The sequence below is a fragment of the Paenibacillus gyeongsangnamensis genome, assembly GCF_027533625.1.
In the GTDB taxonomy this organism is placed as follows: Bacteria; Bacillota; Bacilli; order Paenibacillales; family NBRC-103111; genus Paenibacillus_G; species Paenibacillus_G gyeongsangnamensis.
In genome coordinates this window covers 251859-273546 of the sequence record NZ_JAQAGZ010000006.1, presented here as the reverse complement: position 1 = coordinate 273546, position 21688 = coordinate 251859, and the positions used below count along the sequence as shown (strand labels likewise).

The following is a 21688-nucleotide window of genomic DNA, read 5'->3' as shown; positions in this document are numbered from 1 at the left end:
CATTAGTTACAATATTTGGAAATCAACAATTGGTAAAGGTGGAACCTTCATGAAGGCTAATGTGCTTTCCGTCCCCCGGATGAATTGGAACGATTGCTACAATTCACTGGCCATGGCTATTTACGGCGTGTCCCGGTATGCGGGCGACCGCTATTCGCTGGAGGATGTGCTGTTCTACACGGGACAAGGATTTTTGGTGGATGCCGACGATACGCTCGGGCCGATGAATGGCTTCGGCGACGGGGAGCTGCTGCGCGGCGGATTGGCGCTGCTCGGCTTCGACGCGGAATGGCTCGGAGGGAACATGCACGGCGAGCCTTGGAGGGAAGAAACGACGGCGGACGCGTTATCGCGGGTCCGCGACAGTATCGACAGGGGCCTGCCTGCGATAGGCTGGAATTTGGACAACTACGAGCACGGCTTGATCTATGGTTACGATGACGAGCGTCAAACGCTATCCATCCACGATATTAACGCGCGTCAAGGGGGAGAGCTCGCCTATGGGCAGTTCGGCCGCGGGCCGTGCAACGGAAGGCCTATCGGTCCGGAGCTGTTCGTCATGACCTTGAAGCCCCGCGGCCCTCAGCCTCACTTAAACGTTACCCGGTATACGAACGAACAGGATTTATCGTACCGTACCGCACAGCGAAACGCCTTGCAGACCGGAATCCGGCTGATGGAAGGGTCTGTCCGGCCGGCACCGGACAAGCGGACCGGGACTCCTGCCATCGATGTCTGGATCAACGCCGTCGCCTCGGGCCGTGCTCATCCCTTCTTCATCACCTACAATCTCTTATGGATAACTTCTTCCTGGAAGCGTCTGGTAGATTTTTTCGTGAAATCAGGTCTGACGCACTGCATGTCCCTGCAGGATCATGCTCTTCAGCTTACGATGCTGGATGCGTCGAAGCTCTTCTTGGACAGCTTCCGGGCGTGGCTCTTGCTGCGGCAGCGGCTTCCTTTCCCAAAGGGAGGCGACCTGGCCGATCCGGCGCTCCGCGATGCCGCTTTGAGCCTGCTGCATGAAGCCAAAGCAGCGGAGCTCCAGGCGCTGGATGCTTTGAGAAAGGTTCTAGACGTGCTGGAAGCTAAAGCCGTGCAGTAAGGAGTGCCGATTTTTGTCGTTCGGTTTTGAATCGGTACTTTCCAGTTCAAAAAGACCAACCCGGTTCAAGGCTTGGTCAGATTGACGAGAAACCCGGATAAGTAGAAAAATGCAAAGGTGGTAGGTGGGGTATCCCCTGTAGGAGCGATAGCGTCCGCCTTTGTTATCGGAAAATGACCGTTGCACAAGCGAATAAATTGAAAATTTTACGGGTAACAACAGCGGCCGGAAGGGGATACCCCACCGGAGTACCAATGCAGATTTCTCTATTTCATGGGTTTCTAGGGCAGCCTGACCAAGCCCGCCACCGGGCTCGGTCTTCCTATCCCAACGATTAAAGCTTGTAAATATCGGCGTATTTCTCCGTCAAATACTTCACCAGATATTCCGGGTTCAGTTCTTCGCCTGTGACGCTCGTAATAATCTCCGTAGGGTTAAGCGACTTGCCGTATTGATAAATCTTCTCCGTCAGCCACGCCTTGATCGGCAGCAGCTCGCCATTCGCAATCAATCCGTCCACGTCGCCAAGCTCTTTGCGCATCGTGTTTGCGATTTGCGCCGCGTACATGTTCCCGAGCGCATAGGACGGGAAATACCCGAACGAGCCGCCCGACCAATGCACGTCCTGCAGTACCCCATCCCCGTTGTTCGACGGCTCGATGCCCAGGTAGTCCCGGTATTTGGCATTCCATACCTCGGGAAGATCGGCCACCCGGATGTCTCCGCTGAAGAGTCCCTTCTCGATTTCGTAACGGACCATGATATGCAGGTTATAGGTCAGCTCGTCGGCTTCGATCCGAATGAGCGAAGGCTTCACCTCATTCGTAGCCCGGTAAAATTGCTCCGCCGTCACGGAGTCGAACTGCCCGGGGTAATTACGCTGCAAGTCCCCGAAATAGCGGCTCCAGAACGGACGGCTGCGACCGACCATATTTTCCCAGAAGCGGGACTGCGATTCGTGAATGCCCATGGAAGTCCCGGTGCAGAGCGGCGTACCGATCAACTCCTCCGACAAGTTCTGTTCGTAAAGCGCATGGCCGCCCTCATGAATGGTCCCGAACAGGGCACTGTTCACGTCATCCTTCAGGTAGCGTGTCGTAATCCGCACGTCGCCGGGGTTCAGCCCGGTAGCGAACGGGTGAACGGTTTCATCCAGCCGCCCCGCTTCGAAATCGTAACCCATTTGCTTCAGTATGTATAAGCTGAACGCCTTCTGTTTCTCGACATCAAATGTCTGCTTCAGGAACGATGTGTCCGGCTTATGGCTTGAAGCCTCGATCGCACCGAGCAGCGGTACGACCTTTTCCCGCAGCGCCCCGAACACCTCATCCAGCTTAGCAACCGTCATGCCCGGCTCGTATAAATCCAGCAGCGTGTTGTACTTGTGTCCTTCATATCCCCACAGCTCGATGAACTGCTTGTTGAACTCGACGATTTTCTCCAAGTACGGCTGGAAGCCCGGAAAATCGCCCGAATGCTTCGCATCCTCCCACGCCGCTTCCGATTTCGACGTAAGGACGACATATTCCTGATAAAGGGCGGGGGGAATTTTTTTGCTCCGTTCGTAGTCCCTCAAGCCTTCGTTAACGATGCGGCGTTCGATCCGGCCCAACTTCCCGTAAATTTCCGGCTGAGAAAAATAATGCAAATAATCGCCCATTTCATCGGAGACGGACATCCGGAACTGCTCGGCGGACAGCTCGCCGACGACTTCGGAGCGCGAAGCGAGCCCTTTGCGCGGCGCCCCGGTGCGCATATCCCAATAGATGAGGCTAATCGCTTCCTCGTAGCTCTTCATTTTTTTCAGATACTGCTTGAACTCCTTCAGTTTGCTTTCCCAGTTCGCCGTTGTCACTTTGGCATGCCCCTTTCCTGAATCGGATTACTTCGATCATACTTCGTCTTGAAAACAGAAGCAAATAACCACATAATAAGAAGGATACGAAAAGTTTCTGCAGGAAGGAGTTGGATCGCGGTGCAAATCTCATTTACGGAAACGGCTGAGAAAGAAATCGCAAAGGTTTGGGGAGCGGAACATCAGGGAATGCTGAAGCTGGCTTTCGATACGGAGGGCTGCGGGTGTGCGGTCAACGGTGTTCCGACCTTATGGCTTGTGGACCAGGCTGAGAAACAGGATCTTCGGATGGAAGGCAGCCCTTACGAGGTGTTGATGGATAAGAAACACGAAGTGTATTTCGAGGAACGCATGACGGTGGATTACATCCCGGAAGGACTCCGCTTCGTGCTGAAGAGCAGCGGACAAATCTACAACGCTCATATGAGTCTGATCGACAAGCGGGAATCGGTCAACTCCCATGCCCTTTAAAGAAAGATAAACCTATCCGACCCAGAGAAAAGGAGAGAACCTACTTATGTCCCTATTATATGATCTGATCCAGCACAACCAGGAATTCGTCGACTCGAAGTCATATGAAGAATTTATTACGACCAAATTTCCGGACAAGCGGATGGTCGTCATCACCTGCATGGACGCGCGGTTAACCGAGCTGCTGCCCCGAGCGATGAACCTTCGCAACGGCGACGCCAAGGTGATCAAAAACGCGGGAGCGCTCGTCTCCCACCCCTTCGGAAGTATCATGCGGAGTATTATCGTGGCGGTATACGAGCTGGGTGCTGAAGAAGTGTTCGTCGTCGGCCACTATGAATGCGGGATGACCGGCCTCAATGCGGGCAACGTGCTCGACAAGGCCCGCAGCCGAGGCGTAACGAACGATATGATCGATACGCTGGAGCATGCCGGCATTGATCTCGGACGTTTCCTAACCGGCTTCGATGATGTCCGGGACAGCGTGAAGAACAGCGTGCATGTCATTAAAAAGCATCCGCTGCTTCCAAGCAATTTACCCGTACACGGATTGGTCATTCATCCGGAGACGGGCCGCTTGGACGTCATAATTGACGGATATGAAACCGTATAGGGGTTTGTTGGCGGCAAAGCTGAGCTTAAGGGTTTAGCTTCGATTCCAAGAGCTCGATCAGCTGCTTCTCCACATTCATCCCCACCCCCGGAGGAATGGGCCCTCCTCGGGCCGGTTCGAACGGGGGGAAATCGGTGTTTTGAGGGTCTTTGTCCGGCTCATGCCGCCGCTGACTCTCGAACTCCTCTATCCGCTTCTCCCTTTCTTCCTTCGTAAGCCCCGCCATCCCTTTGCCATCCAAGCCGTCAGGCACGCGTTTCGGCTTGATCTTCTGAAATTCCGCAAAATATTGGATTTGGGGGCCGCTCAATTTTACAAGAATCAGGTTCATGTCCGTTGCGGTAAGCTCGCCTTCGGTGCTGTTCTTGCGGATCAGCGGCAGCAAGCTCTCCGCTTGGCTTCGGGTCAGTTTCAGCTCCTCCTTCTTCTCCATCTGCAGCAGCGCCTTGAACAACAGGACGAGCTGACGCTCGTTCCGGCTAAGGAGCTCATCGTCGCTTGGAGCGGGGGGCGCCGAAGGAGTGCTTTTCGGGGGCGCTTCCATTTGACGTCCCTCGATGGAATTGCACGCACTCAGGCCGAATATGGCCAGCAGAAGCGCTGCTCCTGTTATCGTCCGCTTGCTTATGCCGAACATACCGCCCACCTCCCGCCCGAAACTTTCGCCGTTCTTCACATGCAAAATCAGGGTAACGTACAGGTTTGATTAAAATGTGAGCGCTTTGTAAAAAAAGTGTGAAAAGGCTGCGTTACTCCTCGCTCCATTCCTGCTCCGGCTTCGCATGCGGAAGCAGCGGGAAGGCGACCCGGAATACCGTCCCCTTATTCACCTCGCTCGAAACGCTGATCGTTCCTTTCATCGCCCCGACCAGATGCTTGACAATCGTAAGACCAAGTCCCGTTCCATCGGACTCGGCCGAAGTCGTTCGGGACGCTTGCGCCTTGTAGAACCGGTCCCAGATACGGCTCAGCTCCGTCTCGTTCATTCCGATTCCGGTATCGCGGACATAGAGCACCGCTTCGTCGCCTTCGGCTCGTATCTCCACCGTCACCTGCCCCCCGGCGGGCGTAAACCGGATCGCGTTGTACAGCAGGTTCTGCACGATCTGGGCGAATCGATCCGGATCGAGCTCGGCGGCGATCGGCTCCCCTTCCCGGTCGGCAAGAACGGCGATCAGCTTGACCCGCTTGTCTGCCGCCGGTTTGCGTATAATTTCGAGCACCTCGATGAGCTTATCGTTCAGCGGCATTGGCCGAAGCCGGAATACGTCGACGCCGTTCTGAATCCGAGCCAGATCGAGCAGATCGTTCACCAGCCGCTGCAGACGTTGTACCTCCTCGTTGCAGATCCGGAGGTAGTGCGCATATTTGGCCGAAGGAATGACGCCGTCCAGCATCCCGGTGATCAAGCCGCGCAGCGTCGTTAACGGGGAGCGGAGCTCGTGGGATACATTGGCGAGGAACTCCTGCCTCGTCCCTTCCCACTCCTCCAGCTGATCGACCATGAAGTTGAAGCTTCGCGCCAGCTCCCCCACTTCATCGTTGCTATCAACCGGCACCCGGGTAGTGAAATCTCCGCCGGCCACCTCGAGCGCCGCCCGGTTCATCTGCTGCAGCGGCCCCGCCAGCTTCCTTGATAGAATGTACAGAATGATGCCGACGGCGATCATGCAAAACAGCAGCGGCACGATAATGTTCCACCGGACGGCGGTAATCGTCTCGCTGATCTCGATCGCGGGGACGCTGAGCAAAATAACGATCGGCTGGCCATTCATTTGGCCCGGGGTGTAATACGTTAGAAACCCCTCCCTGCCGAGCGCTTCGAACGGATTTTGGGTTGCGGAAAAGCCGCTGACGCCTTTTAAGCCTTCAATGAACATCGGGTCCATCGATTTCGGAATTTTCTGGCCTTCACCGGCGGAGGAGCCGTTCATAATCGTGCCTTTGGCGTCAGCGAGCCATACCATGCCGTTAATGCTTCGGGCTATAATCCGAATGCCGAAACGCAGCTCCCGCGTGGAGATCGTTCCATCCTGGTATGAAGGCAACAGCTTGACGACCTCCTGCGAACGCGAGCTCAGCAGCTCCTTCTTTCCTTTGTAGAAATAATCCGTAAAATAGTAATTCCAGAATACGGCAAGGCCGACGAAGAACAAGACGCAGGTTGCCAAGAAGGAAAGAAAAATTTGAATATATAAGCTGCGCAGCCACCGCTTAATCATGCTGCCGCACCTCAAAAGAATACCCGATCCCCCACAACGTTTGAATCGTCCAGTCGTCATGAATTCCGAGCTTTTTGCGCAAATTTTTGACATGCGCATCCACCGTGCGCGTACCTCCGCTGAAATCGAAATGCCAGACGTACCCGAGCAGATCCTCGCGGGTGAATACCCGGCCGGGGCTGGCCGCAAGGAAATGAAGCAGCTCGATCTCCTTCGGAGTCAAGTCGATTCGAAACCCGTTTACCGTGACTTTGTACTGCTCCAGATCGATGGTCAAGTTGTGAATGCGCACATGCTTCTGCTTCTCCTCCGCAGGCTTTGCGGCGGGTTGAGCCGCGACCGCCTGCATCGTGCGCCGCAATACCGCCTTCACGCGCGCGACAAGCTCGTTCGGATCGAACGGCTTGACCACGTAATCGTCCACCCCCAGATTGAAGCCCCGCAGCTTGTCGATGGACTCTCCCTTCGCCGTCAAGAAGATGATCGGCACCGAACCGTACGGATCCGGCTGCTTCTTGATTTCACCGCACAACTCGAAGCCCGACATGTCGGGCAGCATCACGTCCAGCAAAATCAGGTTCGGCTCAAGCCGCTTCACGGCATCGAGCACTTCATCGCCCCGATCCACATGCAGCGGCTGGAAACCGGCGTGCTCGAGATAAAGGCGGATGACTTCCGCAATGTGCGGTTCGTCGTCAACGATTAATACCCGGGGAATTGCTGCTGTGCTCATGCTTCCTCCCTCTTCGCCCGCAGGTCGCGTTTTCGTTCGCGCTGCAGCTCTCGTTCCTGCCTTACGGCGGTCCGGTCGCGGAGCGTGTGCTTATTGAGCAAAAAGCGGTCGCTCATATCGCTGGGCTCGCCCCAGCCGCCCCTTCCGGCCGCCTCGGCCGCCTTGCGGCACATCGCGAGCAGCTCCGCGTCTCTGAACGGAAGCTCCAGATCCGTATAAGGCAGCCCGGCCAAGCGCAGCAGCTGCAGCCTTCCCACAAGCTGCTCCCGCAGCGCCGTGGCGTCAATGCCAAGCGCCTCCAAATGCTCGTCCTGCATCATCTCCATCGAGCTGCTCAGCATCTTCACCGCACCGGCCCGGTTCCCCCGGCGGTGGTGATACAGCGAGACCGCCAGCTGAATTAAGCCTTCATATGTATCACGCATCGGATCCTGAGGCCGGGACTTCCAGAATTCCTCCATAACTTCATGGCATTCAAAGTAATCTCTAACCGTATGAAAATAAATTAAAAATTCGATATACGCATCCGCATAGGATGGCTTCATCTCGATTTCCCTCCGTAAATCCACGCAGCAACAGGCGTTTCTACAAAGCTCTTAAGCCTATTGTAACAAGTTCGTATGAAAACTGAAACCGTTGTTTACATTATACGTATGTAAGCAGTGTACAACAAAACAAAAATCTGGAGGATGAACCAATTATGTGGAAAAAACTTTCGCTCATTCTGATGGCCTGCACAATCGCCCTCTCCTTCACGGCCGGCGGTGTCGCCGATGCGAAGGGATCCTACAAATCGTCGAAAAAGAGCTACAGCCCCAGCACGACCACGCAAACGCCGAACGGCGGTATGAATAAAACGGAACCTGCGGCGGCCAAATCGCCGGCTTCGTCCACGAACCCGGCACCTACGCAGCAGCGCGGATTTTTCAGCGGCGGCGGCTTGATGAAGGGGCTGATGATCGGCGGCCTGGCAGGTCTGCTCTTCGGCGGCTTGTTCGGCGGCATGGGCTTCATGGGCCACCTGCTCGGCATGCTCGTCAACGTCTTCGCCCTAGTGATCTTGTTCGCCGTCATCCGCAAAATCTTCGTCTACTTCCGCGACCGGAAGAAGTTCAAACCGGATTCTACCCCTAGACAGTACTAATCCGGAGGAACCTTGCCATGATGATGAGATTAAACGAGCAGGATATCATCAACGCGATCTGCCTGCATATGGCGGAACGCAAGCAGCTTCACCCTTCCCAGGTCGAGGTCGAGCTGATGTGGGACGAGGATTACGGCTTCTCGGCGGAGGTGTTCGCCGAAGGCCGCAACCAGGTGATCGTCGCCGCGAACATCCTCGAAGCCATCGAGCGTTACCTGCTGAAAGAGCATAACCTGCGCGTCTTCCGTGATCAGATCCGTCTGATCCTCGAAGACGAAATTGTTGCCGATATCGCGTAATACGACATCGATTGCCGAAATCCCTCCCTCCCGGAGGGATTTTATTTGCGTTGCGGCATGTTTCGGCCGTTCTACTATTTTCCTACGCAACTTCCGGGCATAAGTCTGCGTTTAATAGAGTAGATCAACCAGAGAGAGGCTGATATATGTTGAAACGCAAGACCGCACTCCTTTTGTCCGTGTTAACCCTCTTCCTTTCCTCTGCAGGTTCCGCCTTAGCTGCGGATAAAACGTCAAAGTACCGGGTTTACCAGAACGATAAGCTTCTGACGGAAACCTCAGATTACAAAACCGCCGAGGCCTATGCCCGGGGCTTCGCCGACAGTCACGTAGAGGAAATCGGCACGCGCAAATGGCTGTGGAACAATTATCCGAGATATAAAGTCTATCAGAACAGCTATACCTCCTCCGGCTGGGAATTTGCGACGCTCGATCAGGCTGTGCAGGAAGCCTCGCACTGGGGACACGCCAGTGTCCGCGATCTGCAATCCGGCGGCTGGGTGTGGAACAACTACCCGAAATACCGGCTGTATCAAGGAGAGATTACACTCGATTCCTGGGATTTCCCTACACTGAATCAAGCCATAGCCGAGGGCAAGAAATGGTCCAATTCGCATATCATCGATTTGAGCGACAACAGTTGGACGTGGGACAACATTACGGAGTCGCAGAAAAACACGCTGCGCACGGTAGGGACACCGATTTATCAGGTAACGCAAGACTCGTACGCCCCTCCCGAGTGGCGATTCGCCTATCTGGAGGACGCCGTGAAGGAATCGCTCCGCTGGGGAGGATCCAAGATCGTCAATACGGCTACGGGTGGCACGGTCTTCTCCAATGAACGAACGTATCATGTATATCAGTACGATAATCTGTTAAGCTCCTTCATTGGAGTGGATGCCGCGATTCAATACGCGCAGCAATTCGATCATACCCGAATTACGGATGATAGCGCCCCGCGGACAAGCGGTGGAAGCAGTCCGGCCATCTGGAATAATTATCCTTATTACCGCGTATTTCAAAAAGACAGCTGGATAAGCGATTTTTCCACCATCGGAGGGGCGCTGAATTACGCGATGGGCTATACCAACGCTTCTGTCCGGCTCTACGACGGCGACGAGAAAATTTGGGACAATCTGCGCAACCTGAAGTTCTGGGGCTGGAACGGAAGCTCCGCCGACAGCACGATCCGCGCCCATGTGAATAACACCAAAGGCCTGGACGTCGTCTCGCCTACCTACTTCCAACTGGCGGACGCAGCCGGCGGATTGACCGACAGCTCGAACAAGGATACGGTCGCTTGGCTGAAGAAACAGGGACTCACCGTCTACCCGCTCGTCAGCAATCAATTCGATCAGGCGCTGACCACGCAATTTCTCTCCGCCAGCGATGCGGTGACCAAATTCGTCGGGGCGCTCACGGACAAAGCCGCAAGCCTCGGCGTTGACGGCATCAACGTTGATTTTGAAAGCGTAGCGGGCAAGGACCGGGCGAACTTCACGAATTTTATGCAGCAGTTGACAACGGCCGCACATCAGAAGGGACTTACCGTCTCCGTCGACCTCCCGCGGGGAAGCGTCAAATGGAATGCCGCCGGCGCGTTCGATCACGAGAAGCTGGGGCAAATGGTCGACTACATCATTACGATGGCTTACGACCAGTACTGGACCGGCAGCACGGAGCCCGGCTCGGTCGCCGGCCTGCAATGGGTCGAGCAAGGCGTGCAGGAGTTCCTCTCCTACGGCATTCCGAGAGACAAGCTGATCATGGGCATGCCGTTCTACGTCCGGGAGTGGAAAATCGCCCCAGACGGCACGCTGAACAGTAACCGGGCGCTGCTGCTGAAGGATTTGCCTGCACTGATCGCTTCCAAGAATCCGAAGCTGACGTACGACTCCCGCTTTAACCAGTACAAGGTGGAATATTCCGATGGCGGCTTTACGAACGTCTTCTGGCTGGAGAATGAGGAAACGATCAAAGCCCGGCTCGAAATTGCCAAGAAGTATGAGCTAGCCGGCGTAGCGGCATGGCGGTTAGGCTACGATTCATCCGATCTGTGGAGCATGATGATACAAGACAAATAAAACGATAAAGGCTGAGGGAACGTTAGCCACGTTCCGCTCAGCCTTTATCGTTTTACTGCCTGTTCAATCTGCCGGTTCCTCGGCCGCTTCCGCCCCGAGCAGCTCCCGCAGCTCCTCGAGGTAGCCAACCGGTGACTGGCAGGCATAGTTTTCGCAGACATAAGCCGTCGCCCTGCCGCCGAGTGGCAGCTTATCGCCGACCCATGGTACGAGCTTGGTGAGCTCGTCTGCGGCTTCTGTTCCCGCCGGGTACACGATCGTGAGCGCATGCGGGAGGAAGGTCGTCTGCACCTCGCGCACCATAGCCAGCGTATCCTCACGCTTCGGATCGCCTGCAATGACGATCTCCGCCGGGGCCGTCACCGCCAGGTCGAGCGCGATGAGGAACAGCGCGTGACCGGACGGATACCGCTCTACCGAGCCGGCGAACGCCCTCAGCTGCTCGTCGGCTTTCTGCGAGAGCGCCGCATTGAACGTATAGCGCGCCAGCTTCTGCAGCGTAAGCGCCGCGGCGGAATTGCCGGACGGCATCGCGCCGTCATAAATTTCCTTGGGGCGCGTGAACAGCTGCTCCCCGTCCTGGCCGTAGAAGAACAGCCCACCGTTTTCTTCATCCCAGAACAAGCGCAGCATCTCTTCGTTAAGCTCTAAGGCATGGCGAAGCCACTTGAGCTCGAAGGTCGCCTCGAACAGCTCGATCAGCCCCCAGGCCATGAAGGCATAGTCGTCGGCATAGCCGAGGTAGGCGGCCTCCCCGTCCCGGTAGCGGGCCAGCAGCCTTCCATCCTCCCGGCGCAGCTTCGTCAGCACGAAGTCGGCGGCCCGTGCCGCCGCTTCGGCATATGCCGGTTTTTGCAGCGCCGCGGCGGCCTTGGCCAGAGCCATAATCATCAGCCCGTTCCAGGACGTGAGAATCTTATCGTCCTTGTGCGGATGAATACGCTTCTCGCGGTGCTCGAACAGCTTGATCCTCGAAGCTTCGAGTCTGGATTCCTCCTCAGGCGTAACTGGATGCCGCTCGATCCGGTTGGGAATGCTGTGCCCTTCAAAGTTTCCGTCCGGCGTAATATCGTACACCTCGCAGAACAGTTCCGCCTCTTCCTTGCCCAGCACCGCTTGGATTTCCTCCGGCGTCCATACGTAGAACTTGCCTTCCACGCCTTCGGAATCCGCATCCTCGGCGGAATAGAACCCGCCCTCCGGATCCGTCATATCGCGCAGTACATAAGCGATGATCTGCTCGGCAATATTCGCATAGTGCCGGTTCCCGGTAGCCTGGAAGGCCTCGACATAGGTCATCGTCAGGAGCGCATTGTCGTATAGCATTTTCTCAAAATGCGGCACCAGCCACTCTGCATCCGTCGAATACCTCGCGAAGCCGAAGCCGATATGATCGTACATCCCGCCGCGCCACATCGCATCGAGCGTCTTCTCCACCATGCTCAGCGCCTTCGGATTGCCGGTCCGCTTCCAATAACGCAGCAGCAGCGAGAGGTTGTGCGACGTCGGGAATTTCGGCGCATCTCCGAAGCCCCCATACTGCGGGTCGAACGTCTGCTCGTACAAGTCATAGGCTCGATCCAGCATCGCTTCCGACAGCTCCCCTTCCAGGTTCGCGATCATCCGCTTTTGCGTCTCATCCACAATCTGCTCGCCGATCTGAGCGACCTTCGCAGGATCTTCCTTCCATTTGTTAGCAAGCTGCGGCAGAAGCTGCATCAGGCCATAACGACCGTATTTCCGCTCCTTCGGGAAATAGGCCCCCGCGAAGAAAGGCTTCTTCTCCGGCGTCATTACGATCGTCAATGGCCAGCCGCCCTGCCCTGTAAGGGCTTGGCAGACCGACATGTACAGATTATCGATGTCCGGCCGCTCTTCCCTATCTACTTTGATCGAGATAAAGTCGGCGTTAAGCAGCGCCGCGACTTCCTCGTCCTCGAACGATTCGCGTTCCATCACGTGACACCAATGGCAAGTGGAATAGCCAATAGATAGGAAGATAGGCTTGTTTTCGCGCCTGGCAATCTCAAAAGCCTCTTCCGACCAAGGGAACCAGTCAACCGGATTGTAAGCATGCTGCAGTAAATACGGCGATTTTTCCTTGGCTAATCTATTGGGTTTGCTGTTCGTTGTCATGGGGCATCACCTCCTTATGTTGCTGGATTTTTTTGGGTGACAGTCAAAGCTTAGCATAACCTACAGCAAAAAGAAAAAAACCTGTCTGAACATGTGGGTCGAGGTCTCAGAATGGATGCCAAGAAAAGGTGAAGTCTATTTGTTCGGAGATTTCTTGGCATTTCGTTGATCCAGATATTGCTTTAGTATAATGGCATGATTATACTGTGTATCTTTGGCAGCATATAATAGTGTGATTGTACCCCGCTCTGCCCAAATTCTGAGTTTCTCCAGATAGGGCTGAACTGAATCCGCATCTAACTCAGCGGTATACAAAGCTTTAAAAGTTTCAAATTTTTCTGGAATATGTCCAAAGAATTTGCGCAATTGATGGCTTGGTGCAATTTCCTTCATCCATTCGTTTAATTGAGCCTCTTCCTTCGTCACCCCTCTGGGCCAAATACGGTCCATAAGGATCCGCATTCCGTGCTTGCGAGGCTTTGTTCAGACAACTCTCAGCCTCTTGAATCAACGTCTTCGACCAACTTGCAGGATTGTGCTCAGACAGGGGGACATAGTTTCCCGATTCATCCAAGCGGGCATCGCGGCGTGCCTCTAAATGCAGCATCAGTGCCAGCAATCCCTGCACTTCAGGCTCATGAGGCATAAATTGTGAAAGTAACCTGCCTAAATAGATCGCTTCTTCGGTCAACCCTTTTCGGTGCGTATTCGTCTCGGTCACTTCGTCCCAACCGGTACCATATGCGGCAAAGATAGCTTCGAGTACGGAATCCAATCGCTGTGGAAGTTCTTCCGCATCAGGCATGTTGAACAGCATGCTTTCAGAGCGAATTTTTGTTTTTGCACGGGTAAGACGCTGCCCCATCGTGGAGGGCTTTACCGTGAAAACGGACGCGATGCGGGCGGCATCGATGCCAAGCACAGTCTGGAGCATGAGGGGTGTGCGTACCTTTGGGTCGATGCCGGGATGAGCGCAAAGAAACAGCATCTTGAGTCGTTCGTCTGGAAAAACTGTGTCGGAAGAAGTCGATTGTTCGGCTTCTTCCGACATCAGGAGCAAAGTCGGTGCAATTCGATTGTAGATGCGGTTACGGCGAGCTTGATCAATTAACTTCCGCCGCGCCGCAGTAAGCAACCAAGCTTCCGGTTTATCCGGAACGCCAACGCGCGGCCACGTTTCCAATGCGACAAGAAAGGCGTCCGAGATCGCATCTTGCGCAGCGTCTATGTCCCGCCAGTTTATGGCTAAGAACGAGACCAGCCGGCCATAGGCATCGCGTGCAGTTTGTTCGACAACGTCATAAGCATTCATGGCATTTACTTGATCGAAGGGATATTTTGCCTCACTTCTACCGCGTCGACGGGCGCGCGTGCTGCCCATTCCAGAGCTTTGTCCTGATCGGGTACATCGATGATGAAGAAACCGCCAACCTGCTCTTTTGTCTCGGAAATAGGTCCATCCTGCACCAGCATCTCGCCATCATGGCGGCGCAGCGTGGTTGCCGTCTCCGGCGGATATAAACCGGAGCCGCTTACCACGATGCCCGATTTTCGCAGAGCATGAACATAGTGAGACCAGCTAGACAAGTAATCCTGTTGCCGGGACGGATCTTTACGGGCAGCAAAATCCTCGGGGTTTTCATAAAACAGAAGTGTGTAATGCATGTTAGTACTCCTCTCACATTATGATATCGTGATATCACTCACAATAAAGTGACGGGATGAGATGATCTGATTTCTACAAATACCTAAAATAATTTTTGCCGATATGAACATACTTCTTAAAGCAAATTTATTTAAAGAGTACGGCAATAACAAAGGTTTCGATGAACACTCGAAAACCTCCTTCCGCCGAACGACTTTTTTAATTAAGAAAAGACAGAGCTCACTAACTGCTTGAGCCCCAAGCCTCTTAGCTTCTTGAGAAATGTTTTGATCCACGCATAATCTTTCCCCCGCAGTGCTTCGATAAAAAAAGACTTTCGATTAAGTTGAAAAGTTCGTCTTGTTGTTTTTAAATAATCGGAAAATCTCTAACAAAATCACATTTAAGCTGAGCCAAACGCCGCCGAATACGTATCCTGCAGCAACTTCACTTGGATACTGCACCTCAAAAAATATACGACTTAAACCTACAAGTATACACACAACAATCACCATCAAAGAAACCGCATATCGAACCCAAATGCTTCTAACGTGCCGTACCCATAAAAAAGCGCTAAAACCGAGCACAATGAGTGTTATAAAAGTTTGTTCGCTTGGAAACGTATAGGGCACATGACCGCTTGAAGCTACATGTCCTACTCGGTGAAACAAACGCCGTAAACCTTCATCCCACATTTCTCCCCCGATGACGACAATCAGCAGAAAAATGGTTTCCAGCATTCGATCTTTTCCTTTAAATATAATCCACAACAGGGTCAATATGACGATGGGCACCAAAACCTCAAAAGAAGCTAAGAATGCGAAGCCATTCATCAAAGATGACCAGCTCTCATCAAACATCGCGTGGATAATAAATGAAGTCACCATATCGAAATCGTCAAATTCTTTGGCTAAAAAGTCTTGAATTAAACCGATCATCAAAACGAATAGCGATAAAAAAACCGCGAATGTGACGACAACCAATATTTTCACACGGCGCAGGGAATGAAAGATCTCTTCTCCTTTTTTGAATGTACTTGTGAAGAATTCAATGATTTGAAGCTTATACTTTTTATAAAGGAAAGACAAAACAAATATTACTGCGATAATAATGGTTATAATCAACACGTATTTTTTTATTAAGACTTGATATTGGTCCCATTTCGGCCCGAAGAGCTTGCCTAAAGAAACAAACATAGCGGCCCACAGATAAGCCCCGATGTATGCATAGAGCATAAACGTTCGAAAGGGAATCCGAGTAATGCCTGAAAAATATCCTGTGATATGCCGGACTCCCGTAATAAAATAGTTAATGGTAATGACCTTGTTTCCGTATCTCTGAAACCACTGAGCAGCCTTATCTATTCGTTCAGGTCCCATATGGATGCGGGAGCCGTACCTTTCAAAAAAGGGTCTCCCCAATTTATAACCGATCCAATAAGCAAGGGTCATACCGATCGAACTGCCGGTTCCCGCCGCCAAAATACTTATCAGCCAATTTAATTTCCCTTGAAAAACAAGAACACCGCCATAACCCATAACAACTTCTGCAGAAACGGGCAGAAAAAGCAATTCCAGCATGGGTGCAAGAAATAATACGATATATCCGTGCTGATCTATCCAGTGCATGAGCCAATCAAGCATAACCCCGGCCTCCGAATCCCATTTTTAGCGTCGATATGTATATTGCCCCTATTCTGCCATTTATAACCATAATAAAGACTCTGAGCAAGTTTGCTCAAAGGGTACGCAAGCGACAGTAGCGTTAAATGGTTATTCCTGCAAATTACCTATTTCTTATTATTGTCTGTTTTCATAGATTAGTCAAAAAATCTGCACCGAAGACAATCACAGATTGACCTACCTTCAAATCACTTGCCTTCATTGCATGGAAAGCGACAGCAGTCGATACAACAAAGCGCGCCTTCTTCCAGAAATGGTATACACGAACCTCAGACTAGGTATGCGCATAGGATGAAAAGAATTTATTATGAAGCTATGCGGAGGGCATATAATGAGTATTCAATATCCAACAACCCATCAACAAGTTCTGTATCATGCTGACCCAAACGCAGTACGCACTTTAAGATCAATTCGAGATCGTATTCATCACATTTGCAACACTCACGTAAATCGATTAGTTCGTGTTCAAACCATGGATGGCCATGTTTACCAAGGTGTAATTGTAAATTGCGACAGCGGTCATGTGTATTTAAGAGTTTCACATCCTCCAGGACATCGTGCTTTTTTTGGACCTAGTGACATCCTTACTTTAGTCCTATTCGAATTGCTTGTCATCGTATTGTTGGCATAAGAGCAACTCAACCGAACTTATTCGACCCAAAAATATTTATGTTCGAATTGTAAATGTCGTGTATGCCTCTAAAAACAAGAGCCTAGGCTGCCTAGGCTCTTGTTTCTCTTATTAAGAACTACAATGGCGGTAATTGAGGTACCGTGAACAACATGACTCATCGCTTATGCAAACGAACCATCGGCTGGGCATTTGCATAGGATGAAAAGGATCGAAAGCGATTTTGAAAAGAAACCAAGGGAGAATATCGCTATGGGATATTTATATCACCCGTTCCAATGGGGCGCTTTGTCGAGAAAACTGGTTTTGTTGGACAAGAAGCAAGGCGATGTAAATGGTGACGGAATGCTGGATAACGTGTATCTAATTGGAAATACAGAAGGTTCTCCAGGAATATTTGCAGATCATATTACAATTGTCATCCAAGACGGTAAATCTAACCGAAATACAACTGTTCAACTTCAGAACAATGCTGGATATAACGCTAGGCTGTTCCTTGGAGATTTTGACAAGGATAACACACTTGACATTTTAGTTAGTATCAATACAGGAGGAAGTGGAGGATATGGTATCTTCTATATTTACTCATTTAAGAATAATAATCTCCGCGAATTGTTTAATTTCGAAAAATATAATCAAGACTATAAGTTTCATGTAGATTATAAAGACATGTATAAGGTGGACGTGGGAAGTCCAACACTTGACATGCTTTTCACCCTGGACATTAGCTACAAAGGTTATGATTATTTATCCCAATACTACAACGAAAATGGAAAACTTAAAAATCCAATAAAGGGCGAGGTTCTTGCTTTAGGATCATTATTTCCAATCGTTATAAATGAACGCGGCATGAATTATGATTTACTTGCTTTACAACGGATCATCGGAACATCTAATTCGGATACATTAGGATATGTGGTGAATCTGTTGACTTGGCACGGTACCAAGTTTATTTCATCACATCTATCAGTTTCCATAAAAGGTACAAAGTTAATTACGCATTTTTAAGAGCAACCAATTTTTTGGTGAATAAACTTAAAGTCCCTGCACTGGTTAATAAAAAAACACGACCTCAAGGCCGTGTCTGAATATTTCGCAATATCTATGGTCCTGCGGCTTTGTGTTCTCTCATTTCGGTCAGCCTACTCTTCGTTCCATCCGGATTTTGCTCGTGTCTTGGTAAACCGTACAACCTCTTGTTTTTTATCGTTAACGACCAATTGAAAGATATCCGGACGGCTGTAATGCCCTACAACATCAAAATCAAATCGGCTTTGTGTGACCTGGGTAAGATCCAACGTTGCGAACAAAATCCCTTCTTGATTATAGAGCGGCTCAACGACATACTCGCCAAGCGGCCCTACTATGGCGCTTCCTCCCCGGCTTAGAATGTCGGCGTCCTCCTTGATGTCCTCATAATAAGCCAAATCAGCGGGATATGACGCTTTGGTTGCAAACTGATTGCAAGAAATGACATAACAGCGGCCTTCACAAGCAATATGCCGTATCGTGGCCTGCCACGTATCGCGAGCATCTGCTGTAGGAGCAAGGTAAATGTCAATGCCTTGCGCATACATGGCCGTTCGGGCGAGCGGCATATAATTTTCCCAACAAATCAAACCGCCAATTCTGCCGAAGGGGGTATCAATGACGGTCAGCGTACTGCCGTCCCCTTGTCCCCATAAGAGACGTTCGGAACCCGTAGGAACCAGCTTACGATGCTTGCCCAGAAGACCTTCCGGCCCGATGTATACTATGGAATTAAATAAGGTTCCCGTACTAAATTCCTGGTCCCGCTCTACAACGCCAATAACCAGATAAACCCCCAACTCCTTCGCCAGTTCGCATAGAATCTGAGTTTCGGCTCCCGGTATGTCGATGGCGCTTGACCAATAGCGTTCCCAATCTCTTCTCCCGTCGTCAGTGCGGCTTCCGACGCGTGTTCCGAAGCTTAAGCCTCGCGGATAACCCGGCAAAAACACTTCAGGAAAAACGATCAAGTTGGCCCCTTGTTCAGCCGCATCCTTCGTCATGCTTGCAATCTCGTCCATGGCGGATTGTTTATCGAACAAGATAGGCGCGGATTGAACAACGGCTACCTTCACATGATGATTTCTCATTCCGCCACCCCTCGCTGTGTCGATGCATTCTTATAATAATGAGCCAGTTCGACGATCATGGCACCCATTCGTTCATGTTCAGGCACCAATACCCGTCTCACTCCCTCTTCCTTTAAAGCTTCGGCTGTTACCCTGCCGATCGCCACCGCCAGTACCCGTTTACGGAAACTTTCGTTGATCTCCAGATAACGGCCATGGCTTTTAGCATATTGGAAAAAATATTGAACCTGTACCGCTGTTGTAAAACAGACCGCATCGACGGATGCTTCCGTGATTTCCTTGCACAGCGTATACGAAACGTCAAAATCAGGAGCCACATGCATATACGGCAAGATAGTCCGAACTGTAGCGCCCTTCCTTTCCAGAAAGGATACGAACGATGGCATCGGTTCGCCATGAAGTTGGATTGTAACGCCTTGCCCTGTAAAATCGTAAGCTTGAAGCGATCGAATAAGTCCCTCCGTCGTCCCATCTTCATCCATGACGATCGGTTGAATGCCCAGCTGTTTCAACAGAGCTAACGTTTTGTATCCTCTCGCTCCAACATTGGAGTTCCTTACCATCTCCAACAATCGATCGTGAACGCCTATTCGCTTTGCTTGCTGAAGCAAGGCTTCCAGGCCGGTTCCCGTTGTGAATATAGACCAGTCTGTTCCGTTCTCGATTAAATGCAGCAGATCACGTTCCATCTCATGCTCTTGCAGCAGCAGCATTCCCTGCTGTGAACGAACAATAGGTGTCCCGCCTTGTCTCTCAATAATCTCGCTCAGTTCCCGCAGCTTGCGAGATCCAGCAAGGACAACCCTTTTCCCCTCCAATCCTTTGCCCATTTAGCCACTCCTTCCTATGAACCATAGTTCGGCAATAAATAAATCGGGGCTCTAACTTCGGATTTAAGCCGGATTAGGGTCGGTCCCGTAGTCACGATGTTTCTCCAAACCGGTGCGACGCCAATACATCCCAAATTCCTCACCCGTCTCCCGCTCTTGTACGAAGGATTCCAATACAGAGCGAACCGTTGGAACCAGTTGATCGAACGGCACCGTCTCCCGAAACCGAGTGTTCAATGCCGTCCCCAGCGAACTGCCTCCCAAAAACATGTCATACTTCCCGGGCGACCGCCCGATAAAAGCGATATTGGCGTTATAGGGACGCGCGCAGCCGTTCGAGCATCCGGTCATCCGAATGGTAATCTCTTCATTGGAAAGTCCCAACTCGTCGAACAATTGCTCAAACTGTGGCATAAGTTCCGGTAATGCCCTCTCCGACTCGGCTAAAGCAAGGCCGCAAGTCGGCAACGACACGCATGCCATAGTATTCTGCCGAACATTCGACAGCTCCTCTGGCAGCGGTACGCCCGCAGCGCGCAGCCGTTCTTCAATCGCCGGTCGAAGCTCGTTAGCAATTCCGCTAAGGATCACATTTTGCTGTGATGTAAAGCGAACAATGGGCCGGAAATCATGTACGATATCGCGGAGCACCGATTTCAACTGCATCGTCTCCGTATCTTTAATGCGCCCGTATGGTATAAATATGCCCAAATAACTGATTCCATCACGTTCCCGATGCCAACCAAGATGGTCATGTCCGTTATGCCACTTCAACGGCCGCGGCGGTTCCAGCTTTCGACCGAGCCTCGTCTCGACTTCTTCCCGAAACCATTCCAGCCCCCGTCTGTCAATCAGATATTTCATGCGGGCAAACCGCCGGTTCGAGCGATCGCCATAGTCCCGTTCGATGGTAACGATAGCTACGCATGTATCCAGGATCAGTTCGATCGCTTCATCTCTGGCAACATAGCATAATGGGCTTGCTAGCCTAGGATATGTGTCTTGGTCAAGCGCCATCCTCCCCATTCCTCCGCCTACCAGCACGGTATACCCACGGATATGACCGCTTTCAATATGCGCTACGAGCCCGAGATCGTTATCGTACACATCGAGGCAATTATCACCCTCCGGCACGATAGCGACTTTAAACTTTCGCGGAAGATAAACCTCGCCATACAGCGGTTCCTCCGATTTGTCATCAGCCAATTGAACAGCCTCACCATCAATCCAAATTTCATGGTACGCATTCGTCTTTGCGCTAAGCCGATCCGCCAAAGCAAGCACATCATGCTGCATCTCGGCACGGAACGGTTCGTCACCTGGTTCTGCGCAGCAGATGGTATTGCGGCCGGAATCTCCACAAGCCCCGAGCGTCGTAACCAGCGCCTCATTCAGTGTTTTGATCGTTGTTTTCAGGTCGCCTTTGAGAATCCCGTGAAGCTGCAGCGTTTGCCGGGTGGTAATACGTATGTTTTTATAATCCGAGTACTCGTCCGCCAGGCGGTCGAACGTCAAATATTGATCCGGGGATAACACCCCTCCAGGAATGCGGGCGCGGATCATCATGCTGTAATGCCGATCTTTCCCTTCTTTCGTGAGCTGTGCCCGCAGATCCCGGTCGTCCTGTTGGTAGACGCCATGGAATTTGAGCACCTGAACATTATCTTCCGAAAATTTGTTCTGTTCATCCGAAAGGGCTTCTTTAATCGTGCCCCTTAGTTGCCGGCTCTGCCGCTTGATGATTTCGATTTTCGAGATATTTTCCTCATTTGATGCTGCCAATCGACTCACTCCTTATCCAATTCCAACTTAATCACTATGATAAATGAAAACAGTTCAAAATAAACCATCCAAAAGAGGATAAAATAAAACCATCCATTTGAACGGATGAAATGACTCCCGGTGTAAACGTTGTTTAATTTCTTGATGATTTCTCACGATTGAGATGGCGGGCGATGTATAACCAACCACTTGATTGTTATCCACAACCTCCATGTTCAAGGAATAGAAAAACAATTGTCATGGTTAGGATGTAAACAAGCACCTTGATGTTTGAAATTCAGTGATATGATAAACATCATAGCGATGCTTTATTTACAAACCGAGGGTGGTGAAATC

20 protein-coding genes are annotated in these 21688 nt (G+C 51.5%); 7 read left to right on the top strand and 13 right to left on the bottom strand.

The features are described 5' to 3' along the window. The first annotated feature begins 49 nt into the window (after nucleotides 1-49). Nucleotides 50-1105: a hypothetical protein gene (locus O9H85_RS11740; RefSeq protein WP_269881539.1), complete on the top strand. Its 1056-nt coding sequence runs from the start codon at nucleotides 50-52 to the stop codon at nucleotides 1103-1105. 334 nt (nucleotides 1106-1439) lie between these two features. Here the strand turns inward: O9H85_RS11740 and O9H85_RS11735 are convergent, their stop codons facing one another. Further along, a complete protein-coding gene (locus O9H85_RS11735; RefSeq protein ID WP_269881538.1) occupies nucleotides 1440-2960 on the bottom strand; it encodes a carboxypeptidase M32 in 1521 nt (506 codons plus the stop codon). A gap of 120 nt (nucleotides 2961-3080) precedes the next feature. On the opposite strand from O9H85_RS11735, the gene O9H85_RS11730 reads away from it, so the two are divergent. Both O9H85_RS11730 and O9H85_RS11725 read left to right on the top strand, forming a co-directional pair. After that, entirely contained in the window at nucleotides 3081-3431 is a 351-nt protein-coding gene (locus tag O9H85_RS11730) for an iron-sulfur cluster biosynthesis family protein (protein ID WP_269881537.1), read from the top strand. A 46-nt stretch (nucleotides 3432-3477) separates the two neighbouring features. Then, nucleotides 3478-4044, top strand: coding sequence for a beta-class carbonic anhydrase (locus O9H85_RS11725; protein WP_269881536.1), 567 nt, complete (start codon nucleotides 3478-3480; stop codon nucleotides 4042-4044). A 25-nt stretch (nucleotides 4045-4069) separates the two neighbouring features. Here the strand turns inward: O9H85_RS11725 and O9H85_RS11720 are convergent, their stop codons facing one another. The 4 genes from O9H85_RS11720 to O9H85_RS11705 all read right to left on the bottom strand — a co-directional run bounded on the left by O9H85_RS11720 (nucleotide 4070) and on the right by O9H85_RS11705 (nucleotide 7544). Further along, nucleotides 4070-4681, bottom strand: a complete 612-nt coding sequence (locus O9H85_RS11720; RefSeq protein WP_269881535.1) for a hypothetical protein — start codon at nucleotides 4679-4681, stop codon at nucleotides 4070-4072. Nucleotides 4682-4793: 112 nt separating this feature from the next. After that, on the bottom strand, nucleotides 4794-6266 hold the full coding sequence (locus O9H85_RS11715) for a sensor histidine kinase (RefSeq protein ID WP_269881534.1): 1473 nt from the start codon (nucleotides 6264-6266) through the stop codon (nucleotides 4794-4796). After that, a complete protein-coding gene (locus O9H85_RS11710) occupies nucleotides 6259-6999 on the bottom strand; it encodes a response regulator transcription factor (protein WP_269881533.1) in 741 nt (246 codons plus the stop codon). Before O9H85_RS11710 ends, O9H85_RS11715 begins: the two co-directional genes overlap by 8 nt. After that, nucleotides 6996-7544, bottom strand: coding sequence for a DUF309 domain-containing protein (locus tag O9H85_RS11705; protein ID WP_269881532.1), 549 nt, complete (start codon nucleotides 7542-7544; stop codon nucleotides 6996-6998). Before O9H85_RS11705 ends, O9H85_RS11710 begins: the two co-directional genes overlap by 4 nt. 155 nt (nucleotides 7545-7699) lie before the next feature. Here O9H85_RS11705 and O9H85_RS11700 point away from each other — a divergent pair, with 155 nt between their 5' ends. The 3 genes from O9H85_RS11700 (at nucleotide 7700) to O9H85_RS11690 (ending at nucleotide 10526) form a co-directional block, all read left to right on the top strand. Further along, complete coding sequence (locus tag O9H85_RS11700) at nucleotides 7700-8143, top strand: hypothetical protein (RefSeq protein ID WP_269881531.1); 444 nt, start codon at nucleotides 7700-7702, stop codon at nucleotides 8141-8143. 23 nt (nucleotides 8144-8166) lie between these two features. Next, nucleotides 8167-8442 carry a YxcD family protein gene (locus O9H85_RS11695; protein ID WP_269881612.1) on the top strand — a complete coding sequence of 92 codons (276 nt, stop codon included), beginning with the start codon at nucleotides 8167-8169 and terminating at the stop codon, nucleotides 8440-8442. 146 nt (nucleotides 8443-8588) lie between these two features. Beyond that, complete coding sequence (locus O9H85_RS11690; RefSeq protein WP_269881529.1) at nucleotides 8589-10526, top strand: glycosyl hydrolase family 18 protein; 1938 nt, start codon at nucleotides 8589-8591, stop codon at nucleotides 10524-10526. Nucleotides 10527-10589: 63 nt separating this feature from the next. On the opposite strand, the gene O9H85_RS11685 is transcribed toward O9H85_RS11690, so the two are convergent. The 5 genes from O9H85_RS11685 to O9H85_RS11665 all read right to left on the bottom strand — a co-directional run bounded on the left by O9H85_RS11685 (nucleotide 10590) and on the right by O9H85_RS11665 (nucleotide 15950). Beyond that, nucleotides 10590-12662 carry a thioredoxin domain-containing protein gene (locus O9H85_RS11685; RefSeq protein WP_269881528.1) on the bottom strand — a complete coding sequence of 691 codons (2073 nt, stop codon included), beginning with the start codon at nucleotides 12660-12662 and terminating at the stop codon, nucleotides 10590-10592. Between the two features lie 135 nt (nucleotides 12663-12797). Then, nucleotides 12798-13088, bottom strand: a complete 291-nt coding sequence (locus O9H85_RS11680) for a DUF488 domain-containing protein (RefSeq protein ID WP_269881527.1) — start codon at nucleotides 13086-13088, stop codon at nucleotides 12798-12800. Next, nucleotides 12991-14043 carry an RNA polymerase sigma factor gene (locus tag O9H85_RS11675; RefSeq protein ID WP_269881525.1) on the bottom strand — a complete coding sequence of 351 codons (1053 nt, stop codon included), beginning with the start codon at nucleotides 14041-14043 and terminating at the stop codon, nucleotides 12991-12993. The genes O9H85_RS11680 and O9H85_RS11675 overlap by 98 nt, the downstream gene beginning before the upstream one ends. Further along, nucleotides 13980-14327: a YciI family protein gene (locus O9H85_RS11670; RefSeq protein ID WP_269881524.1), complete on the bottom strand. Its 348-nt coding sequence runs from the start codon at nucleotides 14325-14327 to the stop codon at nucleotides 13980-13982. The genes O9H85_RS11675 and O9H85_RS11670 overlap by 64 nt, the downstream gene beginning before the upstream one ends. 321 nt (nucleotides 14328-14648) lie before the next feature. Next, entirely contained in the window at nucleotides 14649-15950 is a 1302-nt protein-coding gene (locus O9H85_RS11665; protein ID WP_269881523.1) for a VTT domain-containing protein, read from the bottom strand. A 922-nt stretch (nucleotides 15951-16872) separates the two neighbouring features. On the opposite strand from O9H85_RS11665, the gene O9H85_RS11660 reads away from it, so the two are divergent. Further along, entirely contained in the window at nucleotides 16873-17628 is a 756-nt protein-coding gene (locus O9H85_RS11660) for a VCBS repeat-containing protein (RefSeq protein WP_269881521.1), read from the top strand. A gap of 134 nt (nucleotides 17629-17762) precedes the next feature. Here O9H85_RS11660 and O9H85_RS11655 read toward each other — a convergent pair whose 3' ends face one another. The 3 genes from O9H85_RS11655 to O9H85_RS11645 all read right to left on the bottom strand — a co-directional run bounded on the left by O9H85_RS11655 (nucleotide 17763) and on the right by O9H85_RS11645 (nucleotide 21352). Beyond that, nucleotides 17763-18740 (bottom strand): carbon-nitrogen hydrolase family protein, encoded by a 978-nt coding sequence (locus O9H85_RS11655; protein ID WP_269881520.1) that lies wholly within the window; start codon nucleotides 18738-18740, stop codon nucleotides 17763-17765. Next, a complete protein-coding gene (locus O9H85_RS11650; RefSeq protein ID WP_269881519.1) occupies nucleotides 18737-19570 on the bottom strand; it encodes a uroporphyrinogen-III synthase in 834 nt (277 codons plus the stop codon). Before O9H85_RS11650 ends, O9H85_RS11655 begins: the two co-directional genes overlap by 4 nt. Before the next feature lie 63 nt (nucleotides 19571-19633). Beyond that, the gene (locus tag O9H85_RS11645) at nucleotides 19634-21352 is read right to left on the bottom strand and encodes an NADPH-dependent assimilatory sulfite reductase hemoprotein subunit (RefSeq protein ID WP_269881518.1); all 1719 of its coding nucleotides are present in this window, start codon (nucleotides 21350-21352) and stop codon (nucleotides 19634-19636) included. Nucleotides 21353-21688 lie beyond the last annotated feature (336 nt).